This window comes from Kitasatospora sp. NPDC029367 (assembly GCF_055569135.1).
The window spans coordinates 115,364-138,255 of record NZ_JBVHYH010000009.1 but is presented as its reverse complement, the minus strand read 5'-3'; the positions used below and the strand labels follow the sequence as shown (position 1 = coordinate 138,255).

25 protein-coding genes are annotated in these 22,892 nt (G+C 74.1%); 9 read left to right on the top strand and 16 right to left on the bottom strand.

Annotated features, from left to right (window positions below):
* Positions 1-140: 140 nt before the first annotated feature.
* From ACZ4W5_RS08150 to sigE, 4 genes are all read right to left on the bottom strand, one after another.
* On the bottom strand, positions 141-818 hold the full coding sequence (locus ACZ4W5_RS08150) for a hypothetical protein (protein WP_360230856.1): 678 nt from the start codon (positions 816-818) through the stop codon (positions 141-143).
* A gap of 223 nt (positions 819-1,041) precedes the next feature.
* Positions 1,042-1,473, bottom strand: a complete 432-nt coding sequence (locus ACZ4W5_RS08145; protein ID WP_360230858.1) for a sec-independent translocase — start codon at positions 1,471-1,473, stop codon at positions 1,042-1,044.
* A 125-nt stretch (positions 1,474-1,598) separates the two neighbouring features.
* A complete protein-coding gene (locus tag ACZ4W5_RS08140; protein WP_465653564.1) occupies positions 1,599-2,627 on the bottom strand; it encodes an anti-sigma factor family protein in 1,029 nt (342 codons plus the stop codon).
* The gene (gene sigE / locus ACZ4W5_RS08135; protein ID WP_465653565.1) at positions 2,624-3,352 is read right to left on the bottom strand and encodes an RNA polymerase sigma factor SigE; all 729 of its coding nucleotides are present in this window, start codon (positions 3,350-3,352) and stop codon (positions 2,624-2,626) included. The genes ACZ4W5_RS08140 and sigE overlap by 4 nt, the downstream gene beginning before the upstream one ends.
* 288 nt (positions 3,353-3,640) lie before the next feature.
* On the opposite strand from sigE, the gene ACZ4W5_RS08130 reads away from it, so the two are divergent.
* Positions 3,641-4,273 carry an O-methyltransferase gene (locus ACZ4W5_RS08130; RefSeq protein ID WP_030287423.1) on the top strand — a complete coding sequence of 211 codons (633 nt, stop codon included), beginning with the start codon at positions 3,641-3,643 and terminating at the stop codon, positions 4,271-4,273.
* 175 nt (positions 4,274-4,448) lie between these two features.
* Here the strand turns inward: ACZ4W5_RS08130 and ACZ4W5_RS08125 are convergent, their stop codons facing one another.
* On the bottom strand, positions 4,449-4,616 hold the full coding sequence (locus ACZ4W5_RS08125; protein ID WP_014137929.1) for a DUF3117 domain-containing protein: 168 nt from the start codon (positions 4,614-4,616) through the stop codon (positions 4,449-4,451).
* A gap of 296 nt (positions 4,617-4,912) precedes the next feature.
* On the opposite strand from ACZ4W5_RS08125, the gene ACZ4W5_RS08120 reads away from it, so the two are divergent.
* Complete coding sequence (locus tag ACZ4W5_RS08120; protein WP_360230861.1) at positions 4,913-5,713, top strand: enoyl-CoA hydratase-related protein; 801 nt, start codon at positions 4,913-4,915, stop codon at positions 5,711-5,713.
* A gap of 6 nt (positions 5,714-5,719) precedes the next feature.
* Here the strand turns inward: ACZ4W5_RS08120 and ACZ4W5_RS08115 are convergent, their stop codons facing one another.
* Both ACZ4W5_RS08115 and ACZ4W5_RS08110 read right to left on the bottom strand, forming a co-directional pair.
* Positions 5,720-6,319, bottom strand: a complete 600-nt coding sequence (locus tag ACZ4W5_RS08115) for a DNA-3-methyladenine glycosylase I (RefSeq protein WP_465653563.1) — start codon at positions 6,317-6,319, stop codon at positions 5,720-5,722.
* Positions 6,316-6,744: a DivIVA domain-containing protein gene (locus ACZ4W5_RS08110; protein ID WP_465653562.1), complete on the bottom strand. Its 429-nt coding sequence runs from the start codon at positions 6,742-6,744 to the stop codon at positions 6,316-6,318. The genes ACZ4W5_RS08115 and ACZ4W5_RS08110 overlap by 4 nt, the downstream gene beginning before the upstream one ends.
* 180 nt (positions 6,745-6,924) lie before the next feature.
* Between ACZ4W5_RS08110 and folP the strand changes: the two genes are divergently transcribed.
* Complete coding sequence (folP, locus tag ACZ4W5_RS08105; protein WP_360231289.1) at positions 6,925-7,737, top strand: dihydropteroate synthase; 813 nt, start codon at positions 6,925-6,927, stop codon at positions 7,735-7,737.
* 42 nt (positions 7,738-7,779) lie between these two features.
* Here folP and ACZ4W5_RS08100 read toward each other — a convergent pair whose 3' ends face one another.
* Complete coding sequence (locus ACZ4W5_RS08100; RefSeq protein ID WP_465653561.1) at positions 7,780-8,589, bottom strand: LOG family protein; 810 nt, start codon at positions 8,587-8,589, stop codon at positions 7,780-7,782.
* Positions 8,590-8,700: 111 nt separating this feature from the next.
* Positions 8,701-9,777 carry a succinyl-diaminopimelate desuccinylase gene (gene dapE, locus ACZ4W5_RS08095; protein ID WP_465653560.1) on the bottom strand — a complete coding sequence of 359 codons (1,077 nt, stop codon included), beginning with the start codon at positions 9,775-9,777 and terminating at the stop codon, positions 8,701-8,703.
* 145 nt (positions 9,778-9,922) lie between these two features.
* Here dapE and ACZ4W5_RS08090 point away from each other — a divergent pair, with 145 nt between their 5' ends.
* On the top strand, positions 9,923-10,990 hold the full coding sequence (locus ACZ4W5_RS08090; protein ID WP_465653559.1) for a VldE C-terminal domain-containing protein: 1,068 nt from the start codon (positions 9,923-9,925) through the stop codon (positions 10,988-10,990).
* A 308-nt stretch (positions 10,991-11,298) separates the two neighbouring features.
* A complete protein-coding gene (locus tag ACZ4W5_RS08085; RefSeq protein ID WP_465653558.1) occupies positions 11,299-12,102 on the top strand; it encodes a hypothetical protein in 804 nt (267 codons plus the stop codon).
* A 97-nt stretch (positions 12,103-12,199) separates the two neighbouring features.
* On the opposite strand, the gene dapC is transcribed toward ACZ4W5_RS08085, so the two are convergent.
* Together dapC and fdxA are read right to left on the bottom strand one after the other, a co-directional pair.
* A complete protein-coding gene (gene dapC / locus ACZ4W5_RS08080; RefSeq protein ID WP_465653557.1) occupies positions 12,200-13,348 on the bottom strand; it encodes a succinyldiaminopimelate transaminase in 1,149 nt (382 codons plus the stop codon).
* 20 nt (positions 13,349-13,368) lie between these two features.
* Positions 13,369-13,695, bottom strand: a complete 327-nt coding sequence (gene fdxA, locus ACZ4W5_RS08075; protein WP_030287402.1) for a ferredoxin — start codon at positions 13,693-13,695, stop codon at positions 13,369-13,371.
* Positions 13,696-13,830: 135 nt separating this feature from the next.
* Here fdxA and ACZ4W5_RS08070 point away from each other — a divergent pair, with 135 nt between their 5' ends.
* Together ACZ4W5_RS08070 and ACZ4W5_RS08065 are read left to right on the top strand one after the other, a co-directional pair.
* Complete coding sequence (locus tag ACZ4W5_RS08070) at positions 13,831-14,841, top strand: GNAT family N-acetyltransferase (protein ID WP_465653556.1); 1,011 nt, start codon at positions 13,831-13,833, stop codon at positions 14,839-14,841.
* A 31-nt stretch (positions 14,842-14,872) separates the two neighbouring features.
* The gene (locus ACZ4W5_RS08065; protein ID WP_375884759.1) at positions 14,873-15,781 is read left to right on the top strand and encodes a transglutaminase family protein; all 909 of its coding nucleotides are present in this window, start codon (positions 14,873-14,875) and stop codon (positions 15,779-15,781) included.
* Positions 15,782-15,812: 31 nt separating this feature from the next.
* Here the strand turns inward: ACZ4W5_RS08065 and ACZ4W5_RS08060 are convergent, their stop codons facing one another.
* Complete coding sequence (locus ACZ4W5_RS08060) at positions 15,813-16,442, bottom strand: response regulator transcription factor (protein WP_360230878.1); 630 nt, start codon at positions 16,440-16,442, stop codon at positions 15,813-15,815.
* Between the two features lie 185 nt (positions 16,443-16,627).
* Here ACZ4W5_RS08060 and ACZ4W5_RS08055 point away from each other — a divergent pair, with 185 nt between their 5' ends.
* Entirely contained in the window at positions 16,628-17,116 is a 489-nt protein-coding gene (locus tag ACZ4W5_RS08055) for a GNAT family N-acetyltransferase (RefSeq protein ID WP_465653555.1), read from the top strand.
* Positions 17,117-17,126: 10 nt separating this feature from the next.
* Here the strand turns inward: ACZ4W5_RS08055 and ACZ4W5_RS08050 are convergent, their stop codons facing one another.
* The 4 genes from ACZ4W5_RS08050 to ACZ4W5_RS08035 form a co-directional block, all read right to left on the bottom strand.
* On the bottom strand, positions 17,127-18,386 hold the full coding sequence (locus ACZ4W5_RS08050; RefSeq protein WP_465653554.1) for a sensor histidine kinase: 1,260 nt from the start codon (positions 18,384-18,386) through the stop codon (positions 17,127-17,129).
* An 8-nt stretch (positions 18,387-18,394) separates the two neighbouring features.
* Positions 18,395-19,117, bottom strand: coding sequence for an ABC transporter permease (locus tag ACZ4W5_RS08045; protein WP_465653553.1), 723 nt, complete (start codon positions 19,115-19,117; stop codon positions 18,395-18,397).
* Positions 19,114-20,076: an ABC transporter ATP-binding protein gene (locus tag ACZ4W5_RS08040; RefSeq protein ID WP_360230888.1), complete on the bottom strand. Its 963-nt coding sequence runs from the start codon at positions 20,074-20,076 to the stop codon at positions 19,114-19,116. Before ACZ4W5_RS08040 ends, ACZ4W5_RS08045 begins: the two co-directional genes overlap by 4 nt.
* A gap of 151 nt (positions 20,077-20,227) precedes the next feature.
* Positions 20,228-22,381: a S9 family peptidase gene (locus tag ACZ4W5_RS08035; RefSeq protein WP_465653552.1), complete on the bottom strand. Its 2,154-nt coding sequence runs from the start codon at positions 22,379-22,381 to the stop codon at positions 20,228-20,230.
* Positions 22,382-22,697: 316 nt separating this feature from the next.
* Between ACZ4W5_RS08035 and ACZ4W5_RS08030 the strand changes: the two genes are divergently transcribed.
* Complete coding sequence (locus tag ACZ4W5_RS08030; protein WP_030062563.1) at positions 22,698-22,892, top strand: DUF2304 family protein; 195 nt, start codon at positions 22,698-22,700, stop codon at positions 22,890-22,892.

Genomic DNA, 22,892 nt, shown 5'->3' with positions numbered 1-22,892 from the left:
ATCAGCCCCCAATTTGTTCTGTCTGTCTGTTCTGCGGGACCTAACACCAAAACACCCTTCCCGCCTCTCAGCCCGGCCGGGGGGGTCCGGCCCCCCCCCCCCCCCCCCCCCCCCCGCTGCGTGTCCGCGGCGCCGCGCGGCTACGGCCGGGCGTAGCCGCCCAGGTCGGGGACGGTGGCGAAGCCGACACCGTAGGCGCTGACGCCCCGGCCGAAGGCGCCGAGCAGCACGCCGGGGGCCTCGCCGGCCAGCACCCAGCCGTACTCGGACTCCCGGTAGCGGAAGGGCTGCGGCAGCCCGTTGACCGGCAGGCTCAGGGTCGACCAGCCGGGCCCGGCCAGGTCGTCGGCGAGGTCCCACGCCAGGTTGCTCTGCTGGTCCAGCCAGTCCTGGCGCAGCGCCCGGTCCAGCTGGCCGGGCCAGGTCGCGGCGAGCAGGCCGGAGCCGGCCAGCCAGGCCGCGGAGGAGGCGGAAGTCGCCTCCAGCGTGCCGGTGTTGTCGGCGCTGCGGCGGCTGTCCCGGCGGGCCACGGTGACCACCACGGCGAACTTCCGCACGTCGCGCGGCTCGTACTGCTTGGCCGGCTCGTCGCCGTGGCCGAGGGTGCCGTAGTCGACGCCGCCGGCCGTCCCGCCGCGGGGGCCGCCGGCGCCCGCCTGCATCAGGAAGCGGCGGCCGGTCCAGCCCTCGTCCAGGCCGTACCAGGGGAAGTCGGCGGACAGGTAGGGCACCAGCGGGTCCGCCGGGCCGGCCTGCCCGCCGACCACCGGGCCGCCGGCCGTGACCGTCGCCCCTCCCGCCTGACTCGTCGCGTCCATCCCCGGGCCTCCTCAACGCACGTGTGCCTGCCGTGGCGCGCTCCCATGGTGGCGCACCTCGGCGTTCCCGGGGGCCGTTCCTGGTCCGCGCGGGCGCGGATGTGACGGACGGCTCAACGGGAACAATCAGCACAATAGCGGCGCGCACGCCGGGGCCCCGCTCAGCCGGGCGGGCCGGCCGGAATTGTCGGACGCGCCGACGGCCGCGGGCGGCCGGCCCGGATCAGGTGGCGTCGGGGTCGAACGGGGGCCGCTCGCCGGGCTGCAGCGGGGCGCCGGCCGAGGCGGGCGCCGCGGCCTTCTCGAAACTCACGCTGCCCGTCCGGCCGTTCACCGGCCCGGCCGGCCTGTCGTCCAGGACGGAGCGGATGTCGAGCGACTCCTTCATGTCCTTGAGGCCCAGCGGGTCCTGCTGGTCGCCCATGAGCTGCTTGCGGACGAAGGTCTTGGGGTTGAGGTCCTCGAACTCGAAGTCCTTGAAGTCGGGCCCCAGCTCGCTGCGGATGTCCTCCTTCGCGGTGTCGGCGAAGGAACGGATCTTCCGGATGAAGCCCATGGTGTCCTGGATCAGCTTCGGCAGCTTGTCCGGGCCGAAGACGACGATCGCCAGTACCGCCAGGGTCAGCAGCTTCAGCCCGCCTACATCGGTGAACACCTGGGCTCCCTAGCTCATCGGACGACGGTTCCTACAGGGTAATGGCCACCGGCGAGTCCCTGGTCCACGGCGGGATGAAGCCGTGGTAAAGACCAGCCGGTGGCCGGGGGCGCGGCGACGATCAGCTAGCGGATCTGCTGGCGCAGGGCGGCGACGTTGCCCGGGTAGCGCTCCGGGGAGGAGGTCGGCTGCGCCGGGCGGGTGGCGGCCACCGGGCGGCCCGGGAAGTCCACCGGGACCTGCGCGTTCATCGGGACGTAGCCGCCCCGGCCGCTGGTGCCGCCCACCGGGCTGACCGTGGTGCCGTGCTGCTCCTCGCCCTGGGTCAGTCCGCCGACGCCGACGCCGCCGAGCGTCACCGCGGCGACCGAGAAGGCGCCGGCGGCGGCGAACACCAGGCGGCGGCCGCGGGCCGGGGAGGGCCGTAGGGCGGCCGCTGCGGGCTGTGGGCGGGCGGCGGTCCGGTCGGGCCGGGCGACGGCCTCCGGGCGGCCGGTGCGCCGGCCGATGAGCGGTCGCAGCACCGAGCCGCGGCCGAAGGCGCGCGGGTCGACCCCGGGCACCGGGGTGTCGGCACCGAGCGCGCCCGCGCCGAAGGAGGCCCCGGCGCCGCGGCCGAAGGAGCCGCCGGTCAGCCGGCTGCCGCCGAGCGTCCCGGTGGCGTTCAGGCCGCCACCGGGGAGGTCGTCGTCGTCCCGGCCGCGCGGCCGGCCGGCGTCCGCCGGGGCGTCCTCGGGGAGGCTGCCGACGGCCATCAGCCGGGCCATCAGCGCGGAGGAGGGGCCGGGGGTGTCGGTGCGGGTCAGCAGGTGCTTGACCGACCGGCCCTCGTCGGCCTCGGCCTTGCACTGCGGGCAGGTGGCCAGGTGGGCCAGCACCCGCTCGCGGGAGTCGTGGCCGAGTTCGCCGTCCAGGAAGGCGGACAGCCGGTCGCCCAGGTGGTGTTCCTCGGCCGCGGGTTCGGCGGGCCGTACGGGCAGCGCGCGCAGCGCCGTGTCGGCGGGCAGCGGGACGGCGGGCAGCAGCGGGTCCCCGAGGTCGGCACCCACCGGATCCGCAGCGGCACGGCGGCCCGGCAGGGCCCAGCTCCGCCGGGTCGAGGACCGGTCGGACGCATCCGAACGGTCCGGACCGGACCAGCCGGTTCCGCTCACGATCGCCTCCGTCCGCGCCCGCCCGGCGCCGTCGCCACCTCGGCGGCGACGCCGACCGGCACCGGCTCCTCCGAGCCGCCGCGGCGCTCGCGGCCCGGGGCCGAGCCGGGGGCGCGGTGCTTAAGGGCGGCGCGCAGGTGGGAGCGGCCGCGGTGGATGCGGCTGCGGACGGTGCCGAGCTTGACGCCCAGCGTGGCGGCGATCTCCTCGTAGGACAGGCCCTCGATGTCGCAGAGCACCACGGCGGCGCGGAACTCCGGGGCGAGGGTGTCCAGGGCCTGCTGCACGTCGGCGTCGAAGTGGGTGTCGCTGAAGTGCTGGGCCGGGCTGGGCTCGCGGGAGGCGAGCCGCTCGGCCGCGTCCTCGCCGAGCGCGTCGAAGCGGATGCGCTGGCGGCGGCGGACCATGTCCAGGAACAGGTTGGTGGTGATCCGGTGCAGCCAGCCCTCGAAGGTGCCGGGGGTGTAGGTCGACAACGAACGGAACACCCGGACGAAGACCTCCTGGGTGAGGTCCTCGGCGTCGTGCTGGTTGCCCGTCAGCCGGTACGCGAGGCGGTAGACGCGGGCGCTGTGCGCCTCGACGATCTCCTCCCACGTGGGCGGAGTCCAGCTCTGCGCGTCGGGACCCTCGGCGAAGGTCGCGAGGACAGGGGCCTCGGCGGTACCGGCGGCCGGCGTGGCGGCGGCGGGCTGGTCCAGGTCGGAGTGCGCAGGCTGGTTCATCACGGGCTTCGGCGTACGGGCCGACGCGGTGCCGCGGGAGTGCCGCCGCACAGGGACGTCGCCCTCGGCCACACCTCCTCGGTCGGCTCTTCTGCCCAGCAGGGCCACCACCATATCCACCTCACCCGTCAAGCCCGGATAAAAGTGCCCGGGAGGTCTTGCGCACCCGGTCGTCAGTGACAACGGCCCGCCGCCGTACGCGGTTCCCGCCCGGCCAGTAATCTGTGGCAGGAAATATCGACATCCTCCGGCACCGGGCCGCCACCCGGGGCTCCGAAAGAGGCAGCCATCAGCGAGTTCGGGCCCGCGCGCGCGGCCCTCGCCGACACCTACGTGGGCGAGGACGCGGTGCTGACCTACGCCCGGGCCCAGTCCGCGCGGACCGGCATACGGGCCATCGGACCGAGCGGCGGGGCCTGCCTGCGGCTGCTGGCCGCCGCCCTGGACGCCAAGGCGGTGGCCGAGATCGGCACCGGCACCGGTGTCTCCGGCGTCTACCTGCTGCGCGGGATGCGGCCGGACGGCGTGCTCACCACGGTCGACTCGGAGCCGGTGCGCCAGCAGCTGGCCCGCGAGGCCTACCAGGCGGCCGGGTTCGCGGCCAACCGCTCGCGGTTCATACCGGGCCGGGCCCTGGAGGTGCTGCCCCGGCTCGCCGACGGCCAGTACGACCTGGTGTTCTGCGACGGGGACCCGGCCGAGTCGCGGGAGTACCTGCTGGAGTCGCTGCGGCTGCTGCGGCCGGGCGGGATGGTCTGCTTCGAGGGGGTCTTCCAGGAGGGCCGGCTCGCCGAGCCCGAGCTCCAGGACCCGCAGACCGGCGCGGTGCGCGACCTGGTGCGGGACGTGCGGGAGAGCGACGCCCTGCTGCCCGCGCTGCTGCCGGTCTCGGACGGGCTGCTCTGCGCCGTGAAGCGCTAGGAAGCCCCGGGACCGCCGGGAACCCGGGAACCCGGGAACCCGGGAACGCCGGGGCCGCCGGGGCCGCCGGAACCGCGCCCCAGGGGAACGCCCCCGGAGAACGCACGAGCCCGGGCCGACATGACGTCGTGCCCGGGCCCGGCGGTACGTCTCCAGGAGACGGCGAACGCTGCGGTCAGCCGCAGGCCTTCTTCAGGGCCTCGCCCAGGGCGTCGGCCTCGTCGGGAGTGAGCTCCACCACGAGACGTCCGCCGCCTTCGAGCGGAACGCGCATGATGATGCCCCGCCCCTCTTTGGTGACTTCGAGCGGGCCGTCACCCGTCCGCGGCTTCATGGCCGCCATGCTCGTTCCCCTTCCTGCAACCGCTCAGCTACGCACCGGCAGTCCGTCCACCGCCGGTATCGAACGCATTGATCGGAAGCCATTATCCCGCATGCCACGGCCTGATGACCAACATCACTCTCGGTGCAACCACGGCCGGACCGGCAGCAACCACCGCAATCGGCACCAAAAGCCCCGGCGCGGCGGCGGTGCTGACGGCACCGGAAGGTGCGATACCTCACACTCCCCAGTCCGCCCTCCACTCCGGCATCCTGGCACGACCACCCGCGTGACGACCGTCGAGGGAGCCCTCACCCATGTCCGATTCCGTGCTGTACGAGCTGGACGGCGGCCTCGCCGTCATCACCATCAACCGCCCGGAGGCGATGAACGCCCTGGACGTGGCCACCAAGGTCGCGCTGCGGGACGCCGTTATCGAGGCCGCCGGGGACCCGGCCGTGCGCGCGGTGCTGCTCACCGGGGCGGGCGAGCGGGCGTTCTGCGTCGGGCAGGACCTGAACGAGCACCTGGCCCTGCTCAAGCGCTTCGAGGAGACCGGCGAGGGCGCATTGCGGACCGTCGCCGAGCACTACAACCCGCTGACCCGCGCGCTGGCGGGCATGCGCAAGCCGACCGTCGCCGCGGTCGGCGGGGTGGCGGCCGGCGCGGGCGCCTCGCTCGCCTTCGCCTGCGACTTCCGGATCCTGTCCGACCGGGCCGGCTTCAACACCGCCTTCGTCGGGATCGGCCTGACCGCCGACTCCGGCGCGTCCTGGACGCTGCCCCGGCTGGTCGGGCACGCCAAGGCCACCGAGCTGCTGATGCTGCCCCGGACGGTCAAGGCCGCCGAGGCGATGGAGCTGGGCCTGGCCACCAAGGTCGTGCCGGGCGACGAACTCGCCGCCACCGCACGGGTCTTCGCCCGCGAGCTGGCCGAGGGCCCGACGGTGGCCTACGGCGCCGTCAAGGAGTCGCTGGCGTACGGCGCCTCGCACTCGCTGGACGAGCTGCTCGACAAGGAGGACGAACTCCAGACCCTGGCCGGGGAGAGCGAGGACCACCGGATCGCGGTGCGCGCCTTCATCGCCAAGGAGAAGCCGAAGTACGTCGGCCGCTGACGGGCCCTACCGCGCCCCGCGACCGCCGGTGCGGACGTGGCAGTCCGCCAGGTGGTCGTCGACCAGGCCGCAGGCCTGCATCAGGGCGTAGGCGGTGGTCGGGCCGACGAAGCGGAAGCCCGCCTTCTTGAGCGTCTTCGCCAGCGCCGTCGACTCGGGCGTGACGGCCGGCACCTCGCCGATCGTGCGGGGGGCCGGCCGGTCCGGGTCGGCGGCGAACTGCCAGATCAGCGCGTCCAGACCGCCGTCCAGGTCGCGGGCGACCCGGGCGTTGGCGATCGCCGCCCGGATCTTGGCGCGGTTGCGGATGATGCCGGGGTCGGCGAGCAGCCGCTCCTCGTCGGCCTCGTCGAACTCGGCGACCTTGCCGATCTCGAAGCCGGCGAACGCGGCCCGGAAGCCCTCCCGGCGGCGCAGGATGGTCAGCCAGGACAGGCCGGCCTGGAAGGCCTCCAGGCAGACCCGTTCGAACAGGGCGTCGTCGCCGTGCACCGGCCGGCCCCACTCGGTGTCGTGGTAGACCCGGTAGTCGTCGGTGGAGTCGCCCCAGCCGCAGCGGCGCAGGCCGTCCGCGCCGAGCACGGTGCCACCCGGCGTCTCGGTCACCGGTCCTCCACCGGCTTCGCGTCCTCGGGGGCCTGCGACTTGGTGAGCGCGACGGCGGGCTCGACCACCGTGGCGAACTGCTCCAGGCCGGGCAGCGGCTGGGCGGCCGGGTCGGGGGCGCCGGTGGCCTCGACCGCGCCGCGCAGCTGGGCGGCGGCCTCCAGTTCGGCGATCCGCGCGTCGCGGTAGGCGAGTTCGGCGCCGAGGCGGTCCAGGACGTCGTCCACCTCGTCCATCCGGTAGCCGCGCACGGCCATCGGCAGGCGCAGCTCGTCCACGTCCGTCTTGCTCAGCGGGCGGTCCTGCGGCAGCCGCGCGGCGATGCGGTCCGGCACCGCCTCCGGCATCGAGCCGCCCCCACCGAGCGCAACCAGCGCGGCGCCGCCGACCACCACGGCCATGGCGACCACGATCACCCAGAACACGAGCTGTCCTCCCGAACTCCCGGTCGGCCTCCTCCGAGGGGCCAGGGAACCGGGCTGATCATGACAGCATGGTCCCTAGTGAGGCCGGGGGCCATCATCGCACCCGCAGCAGCTGTGGAGGAGACATCGGTGGCACTGCGCCTGGGACCGCGCGAATTCGGTGACGACGAGCTGGTGATCATGGCGATCGTGAACCGGACCCCGGACTCGTTCTTCGACAAGGGGGCGACCTTCGCGGACGAGGCCGCCTTCGCCGCCGCCGACCGCGCCGTGGCCGCGGGCGCGGCCGTCCTGGACATCGGCGGGGTGAAGGCCGGGCCGGGCGACGAGGTCACGGTCGAGGAGGAACTGCGGCGCACCGTGCCGTTCGTGGCCGAGCTGCGCAAGCGCCACCCCGGGACGGTGATCAGCGTGGACACCTGGCGGCACGAGGTCGGCGAGGCGGTCTGCGAGGCCGGCGCGGACCTGCTGAACGACGCCTGGGGCGGGGTCGACCCGAAGCTCGCCGAGGTGGCCGCCCGGTACGACGCCGGGCTGGTCTGCACCCACGCGGGCGGCGCCGAGCCGCGCACCCGGCCGCACCGGGTCGGGTACGAGGACGTGATGGCGGACATCCTGCGGGTCACCGTCGGGCTGGCCGAGCGGGCGGTGGGCCTGGGCGTCCGCCGGGACGCGGTGATCATCGACCCGGGGCACGACTTCGGCAAGAACACCCGGCACTCGCTGGAGGCAACCCGGCGGCTGCCGGAGATGACCGCGACCGGCTTCCCGGTGCTGGTGTCGCTCTCCAACAAGGACTTCGTCGGCGAGACCCTGGACCGGCCGGTGAACGAGCGGCTGCTCGGCACCCTGGCCACCACGGCGGTCTCGGCCTGGCTGGGCGCCCGGATCTACCGGGTCCACCAGGTCGAGGAGACCCGCCAGGTGCTGGACATGGTCGCCTCGATCCGGGGCACCCGCCCCCCGGCGGTCGCCCGCCGGGGGCTGGCCTAGCCGCGGGCCCCTCATCGGCGCCCGGCCCTCGCGTGGCCCGTGCTAGATCTCGTTCACGGGCCGGCGGGCGTCGGCGAAAATCTTGAGGACCTCGTCGATCTCGTCCGTGATGTGGAACAGCTCCAGGTCGTGCGGGGCCGCCTTGCCCTGCGCGACCAGGGTGTTCTTCAACCACTCGTAGAGGCCGCCCCAGTAGGCGCTGCCGTAGAGGATCACCGGGAAGCGGGTGACCTTCTTGGTCTGCACCAGGGTGAGCGCCTCGAACAGCTCGTCCAGCGTGCCGAGCCCGCCGGGCAGCACCACGAAGCCCTGGGCGTACTTCACGAACATCGTCTTGCGGACGAAGAAGTAGCGGAAGTTCAGCCCGAGGTCGACGAACTCGTTGAGGCCCTGCTCGAAGGGCAGCTCGATGCCGAGCCCGACGCTGAGGCCGCCGGCCTCCGTGGCGCCGCGGTTGGCGGCCTCCATCGCGCCCGGGCCGCCGCCGGTGATCACCGCGTAGCCGGCCTCGGCGAGGGCCCGGCCGATGGCCACCCCGGCCTCGTACTCGGGCGAGTCGGCCGGGGTCCGGGCCGAGCCGAACACGCTGATCGCGGGCGGGAGTTCGGCGAGGGCGCCGAAGCCCTCGACGAACTCGGAGGTGATCCGCAGCACCCGCCAGGGATCGGTGTGCAGCCAGTCGGTGGGGCCGGTGGTGTCCAGCAGGCGCTGGTCCGTGGTGCTGGTGCCGACCTGGTCCCGGCGTACCAGCACCGGGCCCTTCTGCTTCTCGGGCCAGGCCTTCTTCTTCCGCGGCACGCCGACCTGCTCGGGGCCGTGTCCGTACTGCCTGTCGTCTCCTGTGCCTGTCATGACGGAACCCTACGCCGACCTCCCCCCGATTTCAGGCAACGGGGGAAGGTCGGTCAAGCAACCGGAAGATGGCGTTCGCCCGGCTTCGGATCGACCGCGAACGCTTCCGAGTCAGCTGGTCAGCCAGGCCCGCAGGCGGTCCTCGGTCTCGGCGATGGCGGTCAGCGAGCAGTGCTCGTCCCGCTTGTGCGCGAAGTTCGGGTCGCCCGGTCCGTAGTTGACCGCCGGGACGCCGAGCGCGCTGAACCGGGCGACGTCGGTCCAGCCGAACTTGGCCCGGGCCTGGCCGCCGGTGGCCGCCAGGAAGGCCTTGGCGGCGGGCTGGGACAGGCCGGGGAGGGCGCCGGGGGCGAAGTCGGTCACGGTCAGCTCGAAGCCGTCGAAGACCTCGCGGACGTGCTTCTCCGCCTCGGCCTCGCTGCGGTCCGGCGCGTAGCGGAAGTTGACCGTGATGACGCACTCGTCCGGGATCACGTTGCCGGCCACGCCGCCGTCGATCCGCACCGCGTTGAGGCCCTCGCGGTACTCCAGGCCGTCGATCTCCACCCGGCGCGGCCGGTAGTCCGCGAGCCTGGTGAGCGCCTCGGCGGCGTGGTGGATGGCGTTGTCGCCGAGCCAGCTGCGGGCCGCGTGGGCGCGCACGCCGCTGAGCCGCACCTGCGCCCGCAGGGTGCCCTGGCAGCCGCCCTCGACCATGGCCCCGCTGGGCTCCATCAGCACCGCGAAGTCGGCGGCCAGCCAGTCCGGGTGCTCCTTGGCGAGGTGGCCGAGGCCGTTGCGGGAGGCCTCCACCTCCTCGCAGTCGTAGAACACGTAGGTGAGGTCGCGGTTGGGCTCGGTCAGGGTGGCGGCGAGGCGCAGCGCCACCGCCACGCCGGACTTCATGTCGGAGGTGCCGCAGCCGTAGAGCAGGTCGCCGTCGACGTACGAGGGCAGGTTGTCGGCGATCGGCACGGTGTCCAGGTGGCCGGCCAGCACGACGCGCTCGGCGCGGCCCAGGTTCGTCCGGGCGACCACGTTGTTGCCGTAGCGGTCCACGGTCAGGTGCGGGTAGCCGCGCAGGGCGGCCTCGACGGCGTCGGCGAGTGCCTGCTCGTCGCCGCTCACCGAGGGGAAGTCGACGAGGCGCGCGGTCAGCGTGCCGCCGTCGAGGGTCAGGTCCAGGGGCGTCGGGTTCGGGCTGCTCATGACGTCAGCCTAGTGCCGTCGGATCGGCACTCCGCGTGGTCGTCCTGTGACGTGGAACGCCCACGGACCGGCAACCGGAATGCGCCGCACATCCGTCCGAGTGGGTACGGTGTCGGATCAAGTAGCGGGCGCGAGAGGGGCGACGGTGGCCAGGAGAAGGAACAGCGAGGAGCTGGGCGACGAGCTGGGCGACGAAGAGGCGCCCCGCCGTCGTGGTCCGGTCCGTGCGCTGTTGCTCGTGCTGGTCGGGCTGCTCGGCCTGGCGATGGTCGCGGGCCTGGCGGTGGTCGGGATCTGGTGGTTCGGTTTCCGGCAGGGCGCCACGGAGGAGTGCTCGGTGAAGACGGCCGCGGGCAGCGGCACGCTGGAGCTGCCGCAGGCCGCCAACGCGGCGACGATCGCCGCGGTGGCGCGTTCGCGGGGCCTGCCGGACCGGGCGACGGCGATCTCGCTGGCGACCGCGATGCAGGAGTCCAAGCTGCGCAACCTCGCGGGCGGTGACCGGGACTCGATCGGCCTGTTCCAGCAGCGGCCCTCGATGGGCTGGGGCACCCCGGAGCAGATCGCGGACCCGGTGTACGCGACCAACAAGTTCCTGGACGGTCTGGTCAAGGTGCCCGGTTACACCCGGCTGCCGCTGACCGACGCGGCCCAGGCGGTGCAGAAGAGCGGCTACCCGCAGGCGTACGCCAAGCACGAGACCAAGGCGACCCTGCTCACCTCGGCGCTGGCCGGCCGGGAGCCCGCGTCGTTCAGCTGTGTGGTGAAGGACTACGCCAAGCCGGACCCGGCCGACTCGGCGTCGCCGACGGCGGGCGCCACCGCCACCCCGGCCGCGCAGCCGGACCGCACCCAGCTGCTGTCCGACCGGGTGCGCCGGGAGTTCGGCAAGACGGTCACCCCGGCGGCGGGCTACGCCTCGACGATCAAGGGCGCGGAGAACGCCGTCGCGCTGACCCCGGACCCGGCCGCCGCCGCGCTGACCACCTCGGCGGACGCCGGGGCCGACGCCGGGGCGCCCGCCGAGCGGGCCAGCGGCTGGGAGGTGGCCCACTGGGCGGTCGCCCAGGCCCAGCAGCTGGGCATCGCCACGGTCGCCTACGACGGGAAGATCTGGCGCAAGTCCGAGTCCGAGGACGGCTGGCAGACCCAGACCTCGGGGACCTCGACCAAGCTCGTCCAGGTCACCCTGGCCCCGTACGGGAAAGGCTGACGCACTCACGTTCGGGTAGCCGCCGGACGGGTGATTCCGGTCAACCGCGATGGACCGGCCGCCCGTTCCGGCGACCCCGACCGGAGAACCGTCACTCCCCTTGCCCGGGCCGGTCCGACGGCCTCCCGCGAGGCCGGGACGGGCGCCCGCTGCGGTCATACGATCCGATGGTCGGTCAGGCTCGTTCCTTGCACCGACCGAAACCTTCTGGCTTCTCAAGCGGTAACAACGTCGTCCGCCAGGTCCCGTCCGCACCCGGAACGTCCACCCGGCGGACGGGACGGACCCAGACCCCTTCGAGGAGCCTCATGTCTCACCCCCTCACGCGCCGGATCGCCCAGGCCGCGCTCGTCGTGGCCGCCGGAGCGACCCCGCTGGTCGCGGCCGGCTCCGCGTCCGCCCTGGGCGGGGACGCCCTGCTTCCCAAGAGCGACCTCGCGGCGCCGCTGGGCCAGCTGACCAACACCGACACCGGTTCCACCCTGCAGCACACCACCCACCAGCTCGGCCAGGCCGCCGGCACCACCGGCGCGGCCACCGTCGCCGCCGGCGTACCGGCCTCCGCCGACGCCGCCGGGAACATCGTCGCCCACCAGCTCCCCGAGGCGAACGAGAAGGCCAGCTCGCTGACCGCCCCGGTGGACCAGACCGCCGCCACCACCGGCCAGCTCTCCGCCGTCACCCCGAAGGTCGCCTCGGCGCTCGCGGGCAAGCTCGGCGAGGCCGTCACCGGCAAGGCCATGGGCACCCGCAGCGCCAACGCGGGCAGCAGCCCGGTCGGCGGCCTCGGCCAGGCCGGTGCGCTCGCCCACGCGCTGCCCGGGGCCGACAAGCTCTCCGGAGCCGTCCCCAGCACCGGCGCCGTCACCGACGCGCTGCCCACCAGCGCCGTGGAGCGCGCCCTGCCGCTCGGCTCGGTCGAGCACGCGCTGCCCGGCGGCCTGCCCGCCACCGACGTCCTCGGCCTGGCCGAGCACGGCTCGGCCAACCGGCTCGGCGGCGCCGACCTCGGCCCGAACAACCCGCTGTCCGGCCTCACCAACTCGCTCGGCCCGGTCGGCGGCCTGCTGGGCGGCGTGAACGGCGGCAGCATCAGCGGCCTGCCGCTCTAGACCCGCGGTCGACCGCGGCAGCCCCCGCCGCGGTCCGCACGCGCGGGAGGGGCCGGTGTTCCGTCTCGGAACACCGGCCCCTCCGTCGTACCCGCCGTCAGCGCGCCGCGGCCAGCCGCTCCACGGCCGCGGCGACCCGCTCGTCGGTCGCGGTGAACGCGACCCGGACGAAGCCGGCGCCGGACGGCCCGTAGAAGTCACCGGGCGCCACCAGGATGCCCAGCCCGGCCAGTTCGGCCACGGTCTCCCAGCACGGGCGGTCCTGGGTCGCCCACAGGTACAGGCTCGCCTCCGAGTGCTCGACCCGGAAGCCGTACGCCTCCAGCGCCGCCCGCAGCGCCGAGCGCCGGGCCGCGTACCGCTCCCGCTGCTCGGCCACGTGCGCGTCGTCGGCGAGCGCCGCGATCGTCGCCGCCTGGACCGGCGCCGGCACGATCATGCCGCCGTGCTTGCGCAGTCCCAGCAGCTCCTCGACCACCACCGGGTCGCCCGCCACGAAGGACGCGCGGTAGCCGGCCAGGTTGGAGCGCTTGGAGAGCGAGTGGACGGCCAGCAGGCCCTCGTGGTCGGCCCCGCAGACGTCCGGGTGCAGGACGGAGACCGGCTCGGCCTCCCAGCCCAGCTCGAAGTAGCACTCGTCGCTGACCAGCAGCACCCGGTGCTCCCGGGCCCACTCGACGGCGCGGCGCAGTTCGTCCGCGCCGAGCACCCGGCCGGTCGGGTTGGACGGCGAGTTCACCCAGAGCAGCCGCACCCGGGAGCCGTCCAGCTCGTCCACCGAGTCGTACTCGACCGGCTCGGCGCCGCACAGCCGGGCGCCCACCTCGTAGGTCGGGTAGGCCAGCCGCGGGTAGGCGACCTGGTCGCCGGGGCCGAGACCGAGCTGGGTCGGCAGCGAGGCCACCAGCTCCTTGGAGCCGACGGTCGGCAGCACGGCCCGCGGGCCGATCTCGGCGCCGCAGCGGCGGTTCAGCCAGCCGGCGATCGCCTCGCGCAGCTCCAGCGGGCCCCAGACGGTCGGGTAGCCCGGCGTGTCGGTGTGGGCCGCCAGCGCCTTCTGGATCAGCTCGGGGACCGGGTCCACCGGGGTGCCGACGGAGAAGTCGCAGAGGCCGCCGGGGTGGGCGACGGCGGTGGCCTTGTAGGGCTCCAGCTTGTCCCAGGGGAAGACCGGGAGCCGGTCGGAAACGCGGCGCGCCGCCCCCGGGTGACCCGGGAACGGCGCGCGCGTGCTGTTGGTGTTCACAGCTCAGTAGCCACCGATCGTCAGTGGTCGGCGTTCTGCGGCGGCAGCGCGGCGATGAACGGGTGGTCCCGCTCGATCAGGCCGAGCTTGGAGGCGCCGCCGGGCGAGCCCAGGTCGTCGAAGAACTCGACGTTCGCCTTGTAGTAGTCCTTCCACTCCTCCGGAGTGTCGTCCTCGTAGAAGATCGCCTCGACCGGGCAGACCGGCTCGCACGCGCCGCAGTCGACACACTCATCCGGGTGGATGTAGAGGGAGCGCTGGCCCTCGTAGATGCAGTCAACCGGGCACTCTTCGATGCACGCCTTGTCCTTCACGTCGACACAAGGCTGCGCGATGACGTAGGTCACGCTGTCGTTCCTCCTCGGAAGGGCCTGGTGGCCCGTGCTGTTCTGCTGCCGTGCGCGGTGTGAGCGCGGCGTCGTCGATGCCCGCACCTAGTATCGCGGGTCGGAGCAGGCAAATGCACAGGAGGTGGCCGGATCATGACCCGAGACCAGCTGGAACGGCGCCCGGAAGTCCGGATAGATCCCTCTGACGTGGGACTTCGGGTCTCCGTGCGACGCCTCTCGGAGTTCGTGGGCGACCGTCCGGTGTTCCGCGATGTGATCGGCGTGCTCACATCGTGGGACGATCAAGGGCTCACGGTCGAGCCCCGTTCCGGCGGTCCGGTGAGCTTCCCGGAGAAGCTGCTGGTCGCGGGCAAGGTCGTGCCGCCCTTCCCGGCGCGGCGCGCGCCGCTGCCCGCCGCCACGCCGGTCGAACTCCAGCGGACCGCCGGGCGCGGCTGGCCGGCCGTCGAGCAGGAGGCGCTCGGCCAGTGGACGCTGCGCGCGGCCGCCGGGTTCACCCGGCGGGCCAACTCCGTCCAGGCGCTCGGCGATCCCGGCGTGCCGCTGCCCGAGGCCCTGGCCGCCGTCCGGTCCTGGTACGCGGCGCGCGGGCTGCCCGCCTACGTCGAGGTAATTAGCCCCGGCTCGCCCGAGGAGCTGCGCGGCGAACTCGACCGGCTGGGCGCCGGGTACGCCCCCACCCTGGTGCGCACCGCCCCGCTCGCCGCGCTCGCCCGGACCGGCGCCGGGCACGAGCGGGTCCGGCTCGCCCGGACGGTGGACACCGACTGGATGTCGCTGTACCGGCGGGTGAGCGGGGACCCGGCCGTGGAGGAGGCGGCCCGCCGGGTGCTGCACGGCGGCCCCTCGGTCTGGTTCGCCAGCGTCCCCGGCGCCCCCGGGCAGCCACCGCTGGCGATCGGACGCTGCGTCATCGACGGCCCGTGGGCCGGCTTCGGCGCGATCGAGGTCCAGCCGTACGCCCGGCGGGCCGGACTGGCGACCACGGTGATGGCGGTGCTCGCCGCCCGTGCGGCGGAGGAGGGGGCGAGCGGCGCGTACCTGCAGGTCGAGGCGGAGAACGACGGTGCGAGGGCGCTCTATGACGGACTCGGCTTCACGACCAGTCACACTTACCACTACGCGCTCCTCCCCCAGGAGTAGCCGACCGACCGTTCCATCCTGGTATGTCCGCTTGTCCGTCCGTCGTACGAAGGCCGTCGCCGTCACCGTGACCGAGCACAGCAGAGACCGCTTCCGGACCGCCGCCCGCTCCGAGCAGCCCGACCCGGTGCTGCTCTGCCTGCTCGCCGCCGCCGAGCACGACCCGGTCCTCGACCCGGGCGATCCGGGCGAGCCGCCCGGCGTGGACACCCTGCTGGCCGCCTGCGAGGCCGCGCTCGACCGGCACGCGGCCGCCGTCCGGCTCGCCGTGGCCGAACGCTCGCCGTCCGGGCCGGAGGAGACCGCCGCGCTGCTCGCCGCCGTGCTCGGCGGCCGGGAGCGCTTCCACGGACGCCAGTCCGACTACCGCCGGCTGGAGTCCTCCCTGCTGCCCGACGTGCTGCGGCGCCGGCGCGGACTGCCGATCATGCTCTCGCTGGTGTGGACGGCCGTCGGCCGCCGGGCCGGGCTCACCGTGCACGGCATCGCCCTGCCCGGTCACTTCATCGTCGCGGTCGGCGGCCCGGCCGGCGGCGAGGAGTACGTCCTCGCCGACCCCTTCCACGGCGGGCGACTGCTCGACCCCGCCGACGTCGAACGCCTGGTCGCCGCCTCCGGACACGACTTCACCCCCGCGCTGCTCACCCCCGCCCAGCCGCTGGACATCGTGCTGCGGGTGCTCGGCAACATCCGGGCCTGGGCCGCCGACCGGCCCGAACAGGCCCGCACCCAGCTGTGGGCCACCGAACTCGCCCTGCTGCTCCCCCGGCACCCGGCCCAGCTCCGCCTGGAACGGGCCGAACTCCTGGTGCGGATGGGCGACTTCCTCGGCGGCTCGGCGGAGATGGACGACTACGCGCGGATCCTGGACGCCTTCGACCCGGACACCGCCGCCAAGGTCCGCCAGGAGGCCCGGGCGGCCCGCCACCGGCTCAACTGACCGACGGCTGACCCGACCTCTGCCCGGACGGTCACAGCCAGCCCTTCTCGCGGGCGATCCGGACCGCCTCGGTGCGGTTGCGGGCCTCGGTCTTCTGGATCGCCATCGAGAGGTAGTTGCGGACCGTCCCCTCCGACAGGTGCAGCCGCCTGGCGATGTCCGCGTTCACCGCGCCGTCCGCGGCCGCGCCCAGCACGTCCCGCTCGCGCGCGGTCAGCGGGTTGGCGCCCTCGGCCAGCGCGGCCGCCGCCAGCACCGGGTCGATCACCCGCTCGCCGCGCAGCACCCGGCGGATCGCCTCGGCCAGCTCGGACGCCGGTGCGTCCTTCACCAGGAAGGCGTCCGCCCCCGACTCCATCGCCCGGCGCAGGTAGCCGGGACGGCCGAAGGTCGTCGCGATGACCACCCGCGTCCCCGGCGCCCGGCTGCGCAGCTCGGCGGCCGCCTCGATGCCCGTCATCCCCGGCATCTCGATGTCCAGCACGGCGACCTGCACCTCGTTCGCCAGCACCGCCGCCACCACCTCGTCCCCGCGGCCGACCTGCGCCACGACGTCGATGTCCCCCTCCAGGCCGAGCAGCGCCGCCAGCGCCTCCCGGACCATCCCCTGGTCCTCGGCGAGCAGCACGCGGATCGAGGGGCCGTTCTCTGCAGTACCCATGGCCACGACCTTAGAGGGGGAAGGACTTGAGCCTCCGGCAGGGGGAGACCCGGCAGTGGCGCCCATGGACGGCAGCGAAACGCTCTACTCGATCGGCGACCTCTCCCGGCACACCGGACTCTCCGTCAAGGCCTGCGGGAGGTATTCGAGTGGTTCACCGAGGCCCTGCGCAGCAGACTGACCGGATGCTGACCCTGGAACCACTGCGCCCCGACCACGCCGACGCCGTGCTCGCCTTCGAACTCGCCAACCGCGCCTGGTTCGCCCGTACCGTCCCGGACCGCGGCGACGCCTACTTCGCCGAGTTCCCGGCCCGGCACGCCGCCCTGCTCGCCGAACAGGCGGCGGGCGTCTGCCGCTTCCACCTCGTCCTCGACGCGGACGGCACGCTGGTCGGCCGGCTCAATCTGCTGGACCTCGTGGACGGCAGCGCCGAACTCGGCTACCGCGTCGCCGAGTCCGCGGCGGGCCGGGGCATCGCCACCGCCGCCGTCGGCCTGGCCCGCCGCCTCGCCGCCCACGACTACGGCCTCCACTCGCTGACGGCCGCCACCACCCTCGACAACCCGGCCTCCCAGGCCGTCCTCACCCGCAACGGCTTCACGGCCACCGGGGAGTGCCTCCTCGATGACCGCCCCGGCCGCCGCTACCACCGCTCCCTCGCCGGCGCCTGACCCCGGTGCCTCAGGGCACCTTCGAGGCCCCGGGGGCCGGTGCGGGTGCCGTTCGTAGGGGTACCGAGGCCCGGACGCGGAAGCCCTTGCCGCGCTCCCCCGGGCCGGTCTCCAGCCGGCCGCCGACCAGGGCGAGGCGCTCCTCCAGGCCCGACAGGCCGTTGCCCGGCTGGGACTTGCCCGGGCCGGGACCGTTGTCGGTGATCTCCAGGACGGCGTACCGCTCGCCGCCGCCGTCCCAGCTCTCGTCCGCCGTCACCGTGCAGACGGTGGCCCCCTCGCCGTGCCGGACGATGTTGGTGACCGCCTCGCGCAGCGCCCAGGCCAGCGCGCCCGCCTCCTCGGTGGCCAGCGACGGCCAGGCGTCCACCAGCGACGGCGCGGCCTCCAGCCGGACCTGCGCAGCGGCCAGCGCCGTACGGGCGGCGGCGAGTTCGACCGGCAGGGTGGGGCGGCGGAAGCCGGTCACGGCCTCCCGCACGTCGATCAGCGACTGCCGGGCGACCTGCTCGATGTCGGCGACCTGCGCCCGCGCCGCCTCGTCCTTGCCCGCGTCCATGAACCGGCCGGCCAGCTCGCTCTTGAGGGTGATCAGCGAGAGCGAGTGCCCGAGCAGGTCGTGCAGGTCGCGGGCGAGCCGCAGCCGCTCCTCGGAGGCGGCCAGGTGGGCGACGGCGGCCCGGGCCTCGCGCAGTTCGTTCATGGTGGCGACCAGCCGCTGCAGGCCGGTCATCGCGACGCCGGAGAGGAAGGCGCTGAGGGCGAAGGTGGTGGTGCTGTCGTTGTCGGCGTGGATCGCCAGGCCGGTCCCGGCGGTGAGCAGGGCCATCGCGACCAGGGCGCGCAGCGCGTGCTTCACCGGGGTGATCACCGCGAGGCACACCGAGGCGTAGATGAACATGGTCAGGAACTCGCCGCCGAGCACCGCGGCGGAGGCCACCGCGAGCACGACCATCGTCCCGACGGTCACCTGGCAGGCCCGCGGCTTCATCCCCGCCTGCGAGCGGAAGATCACCAGCAGGACGTAGGCGACCACGAAGACCGCCAGGCAGACCCAGCCGAAGACCTGCTCGGCCCCGCTGTGGCGGCCGTTCAGCAGGCTGCTCGCCGGGTAGGCCAGGTAGGTCATCCACAGCAGCATCCAGGCGACCTTGACGGTCATCTGCCGCCGGGTCTCCACCGGGGCGCCCGGGACGTTCATGAAGGAGGCGCGCGCCGGACCGGCCTCCACCGGTTCGTCGGGGCGGTCGGTCCGGTGCTCGTCGGTCATGGTGATCATCATGCCCGGCGGGCGTCACGCCGGTACAGCACCGCTGCGCCGGCGACGAACACCGCGAAGAAGGCGGCCAGGCCGGCGACCGCGGCCAGGTCCAGCGAGTGCCCGGGCTGGGTGAAGGTGGCCAGTTTGTTGTACAGGAACACCGGGTTGAACCGGGCGAAGGTCTCCAGCGAGCCGCTCACCGGGAACCAGGTGCCGCCGAGCAGCGCCATCGCCATGTAGGTGATCATCACGATCGGCTGCACCGCGTCCGGCGCCGCCGCGTAGCCCAGCGCCACCCCCAGCGCGGCGAAGACGAAGCTGCCCAGCCAGAGCGCGGCCGCCAGCCCGATCCACTGCGGCACGCTCAGCGAGACGCCCTGGACGGCCCCGGCCGCGAAGACCACCAGGATCGCCGGCAGCGTGGTCACCGCGGTCGCCGCGATCTTGCCGACGGTGTACGCCCGGCCGGGCAGCGCGGTCAGCCGCAGCTGGCGCGTCCAGCCGCTCTTGCGCTCCAGCGAGATCCGCTGCGCGTTGCCGGTGAGCACCGCGCCGACCGCGCCGAAGGTGGCCATCGAGACCATGAAGTAGGTCTTCACGGGCAGGCCGCCGGCCTGGTTGCCGGAGCCGTAGGCGTTGATGAAGAAGACGTACATCAGCGCCGGGTAGAGCACGGTGAAGAACAGGTAGCGCCGGTTGCGGAGGGTCCGCAGGATCTCCAGCTTGATCAGGGTGGTCATCGCACGCTCTCCTTCTCGGCGTCGGCCCGGCGGTCCAGCTCGCCCGTGATGGTCAGGAAGGCCTGTTCCAGGCCGACCCCGGTGACCTCCAGGCCGCGCGGGTACAGGCCCGCCCGGTAGATCCCGGCGACGCCGGCGTCGGCGTCCGCGGTCCGGATCCGCACCGTCCGCACCCCCGGGACCCTTGCGGTGACGTCCAGCGCCTGCACGCCCGGCAGGGAGCGCAGCACGGCCTCGTCGAAGCGGACGTCCGCGGGGAGGTCGGCGTCGTGGAGCTCGAAGGCGATCCGACGGGCCCCGGCGCGCGCCTTGATCTCCGCGGAGCTGCCGTCGGCGATCAGCCGGCCCCGGTGCAGCACCAGGACGCGGTCGGCGATCGAGTCGGCCTCCTCCAGGTAGTGGGTGGCGAACAGCACCGTGCGCCCGGAGTCGGCCTGGGCGCGCATGCTCGCCCAGAACGCCTGCCGGACGCTGACGTCCATCCCGGTGGTGGGCTCGTCCAGCACGATCAGGTCGCTGTCGCCGGCGATCGCCAGGGCGAAACGGACCCGCTGCTCCTGGCCGCCGGACAGCTTGTCCACCCGGCGTTCGGCGATCTCGGTGATCCCGGCGTCGGTCAGCACCCCCGTGACCGACCGACCGCGCGGGTGCACCTTGCAGGCGAGCTCGACCAGCTCGCGGACCTTGACGTCGGTCATCAGCCCGCCGGACTGCAGCATCGCGCCGACCCGCCCGTCCGCGATCGCCGCCCGCGGGGTGCCGCCGAACAGCGTGACGCTGCCCTGGTCGGGTTCGCGCAGGCCGAGCAGCAGGTCCAGGCTGGTGGACTTCCCGGCGCCGTTCGGGCCGAGCAGGGCGACGGTCTCGCCCGGCCGCAGCACGAGGTCCAGCCCGTCCACGGCGCGCACCCGCCCGTAGCTCTTGCCGACGCCGCGGAAGGCGGCCACCTCGGTAACCATCGCCCGGCTCCTCTCCCTGGTGGTGTCCGGTGCGGAGCTGTCCGCACCGGACCAGGGTCCCGCCCGGGCCGGGGCCGGCGGCAGTGCCGGCCGTCGTGCCTTCGGTATGACGGATGTCATGCCGCGGGCACGACGGCCCGGCCCGGGGCGCCTAGCGGCCCAGCGAGCGCTTCACGAAGTCGACCTGGAGCAGCAGCAGGTTCTCCGCGACCTCCTCCTGCGGCGTCATGTGGGTGACGCCCGACAGCGGCAGCACGGTGTGCGGGCGCCCGGCGGCCAGCAGCGCCGAGGAGAGCCGCAGGGTGTGGGCGGCCACCACGTTGTCGTCGGCCAGACCGTGGATGATCATCAGCGGGCGCTCCAGCCCGGCCGCGTACCCGTTGAGCGAGTTCGCCGCGTACACCTCGGGCCGCTCGGCCGGGTGGCCCAGGTAGCGCTCGGTGTAGTGGGTGTCGTACAGCTCCCAGTCGGTCACCGGGGCCCCGGCCACCGCCGCGTGGAACACGTCGGGGCGGCGCAGCACGGCGAGCGCGGCGAGGTAGCCGCCGTACGACCAGCCGCGGATCGCGACCCGGTCGAGGTCCAGCGGGAACTCGCCGGCCAGCGCCCGCAGCGCCTCCACCTGGTCGTCCAGGGTGGCCCCGGCGAAGTCGAAGGCGATGGACTTCTCCCAGGCCGGTCCGCGCCCGGGGGTGCCGCGCCCGTCGGCGACGACCACCGCGAAGCCCTGGTCGGCGAACCACTGGGAGTTGAGGTGCGGGTTGTGCGCCTGGACGACGCGCTGGCCGTGCGGGCCGCCGTACGGGTCCATCAGGACGGGCAGCAGGCCGTCGCGCTCGCGGTCGTAGCCGGTGGGCAGGAACACGGCGGCCGGGATGCGGCGCTCGCCCGCGAAGCGGAAGACCGGGCGGGCGGTGATGGCCGGGGTCTCGGCGTACGAGGCGATGGTGGCGACGTCGTCGACCACCACGCCCTCCGGCAGGTCGCGGGCGACCTGCACCAGCGTGCCGGGCAGGTCGGGCTCGGCGGTGGCCCGGACGGTGATCCCGCCGGCGTGCACCGCACTGGTGACGGAGGTGAACGGGCGGCCGTTGGCGGACTCCCAGGCCAGTTCCTTGCCGTCGTGGCTGATCCGGCCGACGGCGATCCAGCCGGGCTCGGGGTCGGTCTCCTCGGCGCCGCCGGAGGCGCTGAAGAACACCTCCCGCGCGGTGACCGCGACCACCGCCCGCACGTGCAGGTCGGCCCCGGTGACGGCCTGGTCGCCGACCACCAGTGCCCGCACCCCGCCCTGGTCGGAGATCCGGACCAGCTTGCCGTCCGGGGTCCAGGCCGGCACGCCCGGGAAGGCCTCCAGCCAGACCTCGTCGTGCTCCTCGAACAGCACCTCGGTGGCGCCGGTGGCCACGTCCACGCCGAGGATCCGCTGGGCGCGCTGGTCCCGGGACTGGACGAGCAGCAGCGGCACGCCGCCCTCGGACCAGTGCACCCGGGCCAGGTACGGGAAGGCCGCGTGGTCCCAGGAGACCTCGGTGCGTCCGCCGTGCAGGTCGAGCACCCAGAGCCCGACCTCGGCGTTGGCGGTGCCGGCCGCCGGGTAGGCGACCTCGGCGGGCTCGCGGTCCGGGTTGGCCGGGTCGGCGATCCACCAGCGGCGCACCGGGCTGTCGTCGGCGCGCTCGGCCAGCAGCCGCTCGCCGTCCGGGGACCACCAGAAGCCGCGGGTGCGGTCGATCTCCTCCTGGGCGATGAACTCGGCCTGGCCCCAGGTGACGTTCGGGCCGTCCGGCTCGGCGAGCGCCCGGTCGCCGCTGCCGTCGGTACGGGTCAGCCGCAGTTCGCCGGCGGTGTTGGCGTAGGCGACGTGGGCGCCGTCCGGGGACAGCCGCGGGTCCAGCAGCGGGCCCACGGCGGGCAGTTCGGCGGTGGTGCCGGCGGTCAGGTCGGCGGTGAACAGCCGGCCGGAGAGCGCGAAGGCCGCCCGGTCGCCGGCGGCGTCCAGAGCGTAGCCGACGATGCCGGCCGAGCTCTCCCGGCTGCGCTCGCGGCGCGCCTTCTCGGCCGGCGAGAGGTCCTCCTCGCCGCCGCCGAGCAGCACCGCCGGGTCGGCGGCGATCCGCTCCTCGCCGGTGGCGGTGTCGAGGGTCCAGAGCAGGTTGGCCCGGTCGCTGCCGGAGCGCGAGCGCAGGAAGACGACCCGCGAGCCGTCCGGTGCGACGGAGAAGGAGCGGGGGGCGCCGACGGTGTAGCGCAGGGTCCGCGCGTACTGCCGGGGGAAGGTGTCCGCAGGAGTGTGGGAGGTCATGGCACCAGACCCTACGACGGGCGACTGCCACGGCCGGGTGACTGGCGATCACTCGTTCGGAGCATCACCTCCGAGTACGCCCCGAAGGGCCCCACACCCCCTCCGACCGGCCCGTGCGCCCCACGAGTGCCCCGTTGCCCCGGCGCGCGCGGACTCACTGAATGTAATGCTCCCCTTACCCATCGGGTATGACTGGTCAGGCGAGTGATCGTCGGGCCCCGTCCCGGGCCCGCCGGCCACCCGGCCCCGATTCCCGTACGGTCCCACCGCCGCCCTCCCCCAGGGGGCCGGCGCCCGAGAAGGGGTATGAGCCCACATGGCCATGAACATCTCCGCAGCCGTGCTGATGCTCGTCATCGTGGTGGTGCTGATCCGCCGCTCCGGCCTCAAGCTGGCGCACGCGATCGTCTGCGCACTGCTCGGCTTCTACCTGGCCTCCAGCTCGATCGCACCGTCGATCAGCCAGGTCACCAGCAACCTCGCCGGGATGATCAACGGCCTCAAGCTCTGA